The organism is Arthrobacter sp. B2a2-09, from assembly GCF_027587375.1.
Classification (GTDB): Bacteria; Actinomycetota; Actinomycetes; order Actinomycetales; family Micrococcaceae; genus Arthrobacter.
On record NZ_JAMXIC010000039.1, the window covers coordinates 22,628 to 30,401 of the forward strand.

General features: G+C 64.1%; 8 protein-coding genes and 1 riboswitch. Of the genes, 4 read left to right on the forward strand and 4 right to left on the reverse strand.

What is annotated here, in order from left to right; all coding sequences use genetic code 11:
* Window positions 1-42: 42 nt before the first annotated feature.
* From NFJ07_RS24295 to NFJ07_RS24305, 3 genes are all read right to left on the reverse strand, one after another.
* Window positions 43-384: a P-II family nitrogen regulator gene (locus tag NFJ07_RS24295; protein ID WP_269998543.1), complete on the reverse strand. Its 342-nt coding sequence runs from the start codon at window positions 382-384 to the stop codon at window positions 43-45.
* Complete coding sequence (locus tag NFJ07_RS24300) at window positions 381-1,796, reverse strand: ammonium transporter (RefSeq protein WP_269998545.1); 1,416 nt, start codon at window positions 1,794-1,796, stop codon at window positions 381-383. Before NFJ07_RS24300 ends, NFJ07_RS24295 begins: the two co-directional genes overlap by 4 nt.
* Before the next feature lie 271 nt (window positions 1,797-2,067).
* Window positions 2,068-2,643, reverse strand: a complete 576-nt coding sequence (locus tag NFJ07_RS24305; RefSeq protein WP_059388136.1) for a helix-turn-helix domain-containing protein — start codon at window positions 2,641-2,643, stop codon at window positions 2,068-2,070.
* Window positions 2,644-2,934: 291 nt separating this feature from the next.
* On the opposite strand from NFJ07_RS24305, the gene NFJ07_RS24310 reads away from it, so the two are divergent.
* Entirely contained in the window at window positions 2,935-4,467 is a 1,533-nt protein-coding gene (locus NFJ07_RS24310; RefSeq protein ID WP_269998547.1) for a sodium:solute symporter, read from the forward strand.
* A gap of 114 nt (window positions 4,468-4,581) precedes the next feature.
* A riboswitch (SAM riboswitch) is annotated at window positions 4,582-4,701 on the forward strand.
* A gap of 14 nt (window positions 4,702-4,715) precedes the next feature.
* Entirely contained in the window at window positions 4,716-5,030 is a 315-nt protein-coding gene (locus NFJ07_RS24315) for a hypothetical protein (RefSeq protein WP_269998548.1), read from the forward strand.
* A gap of 37 nt (window positions 5,031-5,067) precedes the next feature.
* On the opposite strand, the gene NFJ07_RS24320 is transcribed toward NFJ07_RS24315, so the two are convergent.
* Window positions 5,068-5,256 (reverse strand): hypothetical protein, encoded by a 189-nt coding sequence (locus NFJ07_RS24320; protein WP_269998549.1) that lies wholly within the window; start codon window positions 5,254-5,256, stop codon window positions 5,068-5,070.
* A gap of 268 nt (window positions 5,257-5,524) precedes the next feature.
* On the opposite strand from NFJ07_RS24320, the gene NFJ07_RS24325 reads away from it, so the two are divergent.
* Both NFJ07_RS24325 and NFJ07_RS24330 read left to right on the forward strand, forming a co-directional pair.
* Entirely contained in the window at window positions 5,525-6,706 is a 1,182-nt protein-coding gene (locus NFJ07_RS24325; protein WP_269998550.1) for a VIT1/CCC1 transporter family protein, read from the forward strand.
* 45 nt (window positions 6,707-6,751) lie between these two features.
* Window positions 6,752-7,672, forward strand: a complete 921-nt coding sequence (locus tag NFJ07_RS24330) for a matrixin family metalloprotease (protein ID WP_442865393.1) — start codon at window positions 6,752-6,754, stop codon at window positions 7,670-7,672.
* The last annotated feature ends 102 nt before the right edge of the window (window positions 7,673-7,774 follow it).

Consider the following 7,774-nt stretch of genomic DNA (forward strand, 5'->3'; position numbering starts at 1 on the left):
CCCCGCGGAGCGGCACCAACACAGTCTTTCTAGCTGAGCGTCCTAACTGATCGCCGAGGCGCCACGCTCCCCGGTCCGGACGCGTACAGCCTGATATACCTCGATGGTCCAGATCTTGCCGTCACCGAACTGGCCAGTACTAGCGCCGGAGATGATGGCGTCCACTATTCCGTCTACCAGATCGTCCGTGGCCAGGACCTCCACCCGGATCTTCGGAAGGAGATCGGAGTTGTACTCCGCGCCCCGGTACACCTCTTTGTAGCCCCGTTGTTGGCCGTAACCGTTCGCTTGGCTCACGGTCAGCCCGTTGACTCCAAAGCGTTCCAAGGCTTCCCGAACCTCGTCGATCCGCTCCGGCCGCACTATGGCCGTGACAAGTTTCACGTCGAAGCCTTGCTGCGCATCCGATCTGTTTTCCCGTTAGAGCTAGCTTCTTGGTCACCGCTGGAGCTCAGCGGGGTTTTGCCGTTCTGTGGTTCTCCGGGATTGAATGATCCGCCAACCATGGCCAGCTCGTAGGCGGTTTCCGCGTGCTCCGTGATGTCGATGCCCGCCAGTTCTTCGTGCTCCTTGACGCGCATGCCCACTGTCTTGTGGATGGCCAGCCCAATGAGCGTGGTCATGATCGCCGTCCACGCGGTGACCATCAAGGCCGTCAATATTTGGGGCCAGAATTGGGTCAGGCCGCCGCCGTAGAAGAGGCCACCTTCAGTCTTTGCCGAGGGTACGGCGAAGAATCCGAGGGACAGGGTCCCCCAGAGGCCACCGACGAAGTGAACGGCAACGACGTCCAAGGAGTCGTCCAGGCCGATCTTGAACTTCAGCCCGATGGCCAGCGCGCAGACGGCACCCGCGATGACACCGATGACGATTGCGCCAATGGGATCCACGAATCCACACGCCGGGGTGACTGCCACCAAGCCCGCGACGGCGCCGGATGCGGCACCGAGGGATGTCGCGTGGCCGTCGCGGAGCCTTTCGACAAGCAGCCAGCCCAGGAGCGCGGCACTCGTGGCCAGGAGGGTGTTTGTCCAGGCAAGTGCGGCGATTCCATCAGCGGCCAATTCCGAACCCGCGTTGAAACCGAACCAACCGAACCACAGCAAGCCGGCCCCAAGCATCACGAAGGGGAGGTTGTGGGGCTTGATGTTGGGGTCTTTCATGAATCCGAGCCGCTTGCCGAGCACTACCGCAAGCATCAGCCCGGCCATGCCCGCGTTCATGTGGACTACGGTGCCACCGGCAAAGTCGAGGGCTGAGATCTTGCTGCCGATGATCCCGGTGGGTCCGAAGAGGCCGCCACCCCAGACCCAGTGGGCAATGGGCGCGTAGACGATGGTGACCCAGAGGCCGGCAAACAGCAGCCATGGGCCAAACCTGACACGCTCGGCCACCGCGCCACTGATCAGTGCGACCGTGATGATGGCGAAAGTGGCTTGGAATCCTATGAAGACCATGTCCGGCAGCCCCGGGGCTTTCCCACCGATGACGCTGGCGAGCCCACTGAGGCCGAAGTTCGCGAACGGATCTCCGATGAAGCCGCCCATGGTATCCGGGCCGAACGCGAGTCCGTAGCCCCACAGGGCCCAGACCACGGCGACGACGCCAATGGCGCCAAAGCTCATCATCATGATGTTGAGGACGGACTTCATCCTGACAAGGCCGCCGTAGAAGAACGCCAAACCTGGCGTCATGAGAAGGACGAGGGCGGATGCTGCAAGCATCCAGGCTGTGGAGCCGGGATCAAGGGTCTGGGGATTTACGTCCAGCCCTACGCTAAAGAATACTGGGTTCATTTCGGGAGCCTTCCTGCATATACGGCGCTCCATGGCGCCCGCACGGCGAGACCATTTTTAAAACGAACAGGTCCTGGTACCTCACGGGATACCGACCTTGACGAGTTGCCTTGACTCGAAGGTACAGTCGCCCTGTTTCAGCATTCGGCACGGATCATTTCAGGCACGTAACACAGCAGGCCCCAGGGTTAAATCCTGAAGTCAACCAGATTTCCGGCGTGTTACACGCCGCGTGTCGTAAGGACCGCATGTCATGCGGCACGAGCTCGCGTCAGCGGCTGGCTGCCGGCACCAGGATCCAGAGCACCTCAACGGGCTCGTCCGTGGGATTGACCCAGGTGTGGGGTTCGCGGCCCGGGAAGGACAAAGTGTCCCCCTCTTCGAGCTCGTACTCCTCGTTGGTGAGGATCAACTTGATGCGGCCCTTGACTACATGGAGGACGTCGACGTCGCAATCGACGGCGTAAAGCTCGGCTTCTCCCCTGCCGCGGGGCTCGATGGAGGCCTGCAGGATCTGCAACCGCCGTTCCGATCGGGCGGTCAGGAGCCGCTCCACGATTCCCTGGCCACCGAGCGAAATCCGCGGTCCATCGTCGCGTCGGGTCAGATGAGTCTCCGGTGCGGCGAAAAGGTCCCCGATGGACACCGAAAGAACTTGGCAAAGCGTCACAAGGGAAGCGACCGACGGCGATGTCAGGTCACGCTCCACGCGGCTCAGGAACCCTTTGGTCAGGCCGGTAGCGTCCGCAACCTGCTCGATGGTGAGCCGCTGCGACTGGCGGGCGGCACGGATTCTGGAACCGATGGCAACGGGGACGTTGCTCGGTTCAACGGGGAGAGCCTTCATTCACGAACCTTTCAGGCCGTTTTTGCGGCCCTGTCATTGCAGCAATAGTAGCCGGATCGCCCGCGTGTCGGGGTCTCTGGAGCATCGACGAGCCCGCTGCGCAGGGCAGCGCCTTGACCGTTACTCGCATCACTACGTATCCTCATAGGCAACAAGTGTTGTTTGTGAGGCATACATCACAGACTACTCTCCCCAATCATCAGCGCAGAGACCTTCCGCATCCCGCAAGGAAACCAGCGGACCGGCGTCGGAATCCCCAAGAACTCTGCGCATCACTTTCAGGAGCCAACCGTGGACTCTTCGTTCATCAATATTGCGATCGTGGTGGTGTATTTGCTCGCCATGCTGGCCTTCGGCTGGTGGGGCAAGTCGCGCACCAAGAACAACAGCGACTTCCTGGTAGCGGGACGCCGCCTTGGTCCGATGCTCTACACCGGCACCATGGCCGCCGTCGTCCTCGGCGGAGCATCGACGGTTGGCGGCGTCGGCCTCGGCTACAAGTTCGGCATCTCCGGCATGTGGCTGGTAGTCGCGATCGGTTCGGGCGTGCTCCTTCTAAGCCTGCTTTTCGCCGGCACCATCCAGCGGCTGAAGATCTACACGGTTTCCCAGATGCTGAGCCTGCGTTACGGCCAGCGCGCCACGCAGACCTCGGGCATCGTCATGCTGGCCTACACCCTCATGCTGTGCGCCACGTCCACGGGCGCCTACGCCACCATCTTCGTTGTCCTCTTCGGCTGGGAGCGCTGGCTTGCCATCGCCGTCGGCGGCGCAATCGTCCTGGTCTACTCCACCATCGGCGGCATGTGGTCCATCACCCTCGCCGACCAGGTGCAGTTCATCATCAAAACGATCGGCATCTTCTTCCTCATGCTCCCGTTCGTCCTCAACGCTTCGGGCGGCTTCGACGGCATCCGTGCGCGTGTTGACGCCAGCTTCTTCCAGTTGGACGGCATCGGGGCGCAGACCATCATCACGTACTTCGTGGTCTACACCCTGGGCTTGCTGATCGGCCAGGACATCTGGCAGCGCGTCTTCACCGCCAAGACCCCCAAGGTGGCCCGTTGGGGCGGCGCCACTGCCGGCATCTACTGCGTTCTGTACGGCGTCGCCGGCGCCCTGATCGGCCTGGCCGCCCGTGTGGCCCTGCCCAATATCGATGTGAAGGCCCTTGGCAAGGACGTTGTCTACGCCGAGGTAGCCACCCACATCCTGCCGATCGGCATCGGCGGCCTCGTCATGGCGGCAGCAGTCGCGGCCATGATGTCCACCGCTTCCGGAGCCCTCATCGCCGCGGCCACCGTTGCCCGCGCCGACGTGGTCCCGTTCGTGGCCAGCTGGTTCGGCAAGGCAATCAACACCGATGACACCGAAAACCCAGAGCACGACGTTAAGGCCAACCGCTACTGGGTCCTTGGCCTGGGCATCGTGGCCGTGTTGATCTCCATGGCGGCGCAAGACGTCGTGGTGGCCCTGACCATCGCCTACGACATCCTGGTGGGCGGCTTGCTGGTCGCCATCCTGGGCGGCCTGGTCTGGAAGCGCGGCACCGGCATCGCCGCAGCGTGGTCCATGGCCGTGGGGTCCGTCCTGACCCTGGCCTTGCTGATCGCTTACGCCACGGGAATCATCCCCAGCGAAGACGGCGTCTACGCCAACGATCCCATCTACTGGGGCCTGGGCGCCTCGCTGCTGGTCTACGTTGTGGTCTCCCTCCTCACGCCGCCAACCGAGCCCGCGGTCCGCGAAGCCTGGGACCGCCGCGTTGCCGGAGCGGCCGCGGAGGAACTCCCCTTGGACGCCCTCCCGGTGGCCAGCCACTAAGCTTCACAAAGTTAAGTACGACGGCGGCGCCGCACCTTCTCCTTCGAGAGGATGCGGCGCCGCTGCGTTTGTAGCCATGCCTGTACCGTGCGCCTGCATGTACAGTAGGAAGAGCTTCAAGAGATGTGGCGCCAAGCTCCGACTTGCCACACGCCAACCCCATGTTCACGGGTGGTTCGGATGAAGAAGCGGCCCGACTCGGACCAGAGACAACCGAACGGGCAAGAGCAACTCCACAGGAGAAGGCCATGCCTTTCGAAAACGGCGCCACCGCCGACCGCACCGCCCAGTCCGGCACCCTACGTTTGCCCCGCCCCCGGCGGGTGGACGAGTTCGTCCGGGTGATTCCCGGCGTCGACCTCTCCCAAGGCTCCATCACGTTCGTGGTGGACGGACAGTTGGAACGCCATTGGCATCATGAGCCACGGCTCATCACCGAAGCACTCTCAAAAGCGGTCCAGCCCGCCCGCTGGTTCCCGGCCACGCGCAAACTCACCCTCACGGTGGCGGCAACGGGGCACCGGACAGGCGTGCAGAGGCACTTCATCCTGAGCGCGTTTTAGCTACCCGGATTCAGCAAGTCGGTCCAGCGGGTCGGGGCTATTCAGTCTCTTCGGCTTCACGGTGTTCGTCGGCATCGAGCGCAACCGGCCGTTCGTCGTCGTCGAGAACCTCGGGTTGTTCCTCCCAGTCCTCGTCCACCGCCAGGTCCTCGTTGTAGTCATAGGCGGGATCGGCCTCGACCGTGGGACGGTCGGGGTGGCGGGCGTGGGTTTCGGTGCTGTCCATGGTGCAACCTCCGTTCGACGTGCCGCTGAGCCCATCGCATAGGCATGTGAGGCAGCCGGTCACCACGCCACCCCGCCCATTCGTGGACCCTGTCCATCCATCCCAGCACTGCCCCCTGCGGCGGTCAAGGCTTGCCGGACGACTCCCCGTTTTTGAGGTGCACCTAAAACGTCCGGTGAGGATTGCCAGCCGAAAAACCGCGGAATTTGGCGATAAAGTGGACATGCAATGAGGCGATGAAGCCCGCCCCAGCAACCCAGGAGTCCCGGTGCAACCGCACGCAAAACCCACGCATTCAAGCAGCCCGTCAGATTCAAGCAGCCCGTCCGACTCAAGCAGTCCATCGCAAGACGCAGCAGCCACTAAGACTCCCCCGTCGTCGTCGGACATCAAGCGCTGGCGCCAGTACCTGGCGGACGAGCGAGCCGAGGCCGCCGTGTACCGCCAACTGGCGCAGCGCCGCGACGGCGAGGAACGCGAAATCCTCTTGGCCCTCGCAGAGGCTGAGGGCCGCCACGAGGCACACTGGCTCAAACTCCTCGGCGAACACGCCGGCATGCCGAAGGCAGCCTCCACGCGTAGCCAAATGCTCGGCTTCCTTGCCCGGAACTTCGGATCCGTGTTCGTGTTGGCCCTCGCCCAACGGGCTGAGGGCCGCTCGCCGTACGCGAAGGATCCGGCAGCAACCCGCGCCATGGCGGCTGACGAACAGATCCACGAAGAAGTAGTCCGCGGCCTGGCGACGCGCGGCCGAAACCGGTTGTCCGGCACCTTCCGCGCCGCCGTATTCGGCGCCAACGATGGCTTGGTCAGCAACCTTTCCCTCGTCATGGGCATGGCCGCCACCGGCGTGCCTGCAACCGTGGTCCTGTTCAGCGGCGTGGCCGGCCTGCTTGCGGGCGCCCTGTCCATGGGTGCCGGCGAATACGTCTCGGTCCGCTCGCAACTCGAGCTCCTCAAAGCCACCCGCCCCACCCAAGCCACCCTGACCGCGGCCCCGGCCCTGGACATCGAACACAATGAGCTCGTCTTGGTGTACCTGGCCCGGGGCATGTCCCACGAAGCTGCCGAACATCGGGCCGCGGAACGCATGGGCCTCTACAGTTGCGACTGCGATCCCAGCCTCTCGCTCCACCCCGAAGCGGAAGAAACCGTCAATGAGCACGAGGCCGTAGGCTCCGCTTGGGGCGCAGCAATCTCGAGCTTCTGCTTCTTCGCCTCGGGCGCCATCGTGCCCATCCTGCCGTTCATCTTCGGCATGACGGGCTTCGCGGCACTTGCTGTGGCCGGTACGCTGGTGGGCATCGCGCTTCTGTCGACTGGCGCCGTCGTCGGCTTGTTGTCCGGAACCTCGCCGCTGACCCGCGGCCTCCGGCAGCTCGCTATCGGTCTCGGTGCGGCCGCGGCCACGTATGGGCTGGGACTCGTCTTTGGCGCTGCCATCGGTTAGTAGCGCCGGGCCGCTTGCCGCGGGTACAGGGACTTGGGGGAAGACTTGCATTCAAACTACGGGTACGACGGCGGCCCGCCGCCCAAGCGCGCCAGTACCGCATTGGCGCTGTTCCGAAACTTCATGGTGGTGGCGGTCGTTGCGGCCGTAGCCGTGCTTGTCAGTGGTTTCCTCCGTGGCGACCCCGGAATCACGGGGTTGCTTCCGAACCTGGCTCCCTCCGCCCCGGCCACGGCAAACAGCTCCGGGCAGGGCGCGGCTCCCGGGCAGAGTACACAAAAGGCGGCCCGCGCGCCGGACACTCCGCCGCCTGGCCTGGAAGAAGCAGGCCACCCGCTCGGCTCCCCCGCCAAGCCGGCGGTGGCCAGCGACTCCTATAAGTTCCTCGCGACTAACGCCGACGGCACCCCTGTGGGTTACTCTCCGTGCCGGCCCTTGCACTACGTGGTCAACGCGGCCCTCGCCCCAGCCGGATCCGAGGGGCTCATCGCCGATGCCATCGCCAAGATCTCCGCCGCCACCGGCCTCAAATTCATTGACGACGGCGCGAGCACGGAAAGACCCTCCGAGAAGCGCAAGCCGTACCAGCCCGCGCTCTACGGAGATCGTTGGGCACCCCTGCTGATATCCTGGACCACCCCCGAGGCTGCTCCGGCGTTGACTGGATCCGTCATCGGCACCGGCGGCAGCACCATGTACAGCTTCGGCACCGGGCCCAAGAGCTACGTGACGGGAAGCCTGGACCTGGACGCCCCGCAAATCACGGAACTGCTGGGCGTCTCCGGCGGCGCCCATTACGTCTCCGCCGTGATTCAACACGAACTTGGCCACGTGGTGGGCCTTGACCACGTAGAGGATCCAATCCAGCTCATGTACCCGGAGATCGGTGCCCCGGATGGCTTGGCTGCCGGAGACCTGAACGGGCTCTACAAACTCCACACCGCCCCGTGCCGCACAGACCTGTAGCCCGGCCCACCCGTAGCCCCGGCCCACCCAACTAATACGAAAGTACGGGTGGGTCAGGCTGCGGTGACGGGTGTGATGGTGACGTTGTAGCCGAGGCTGGTG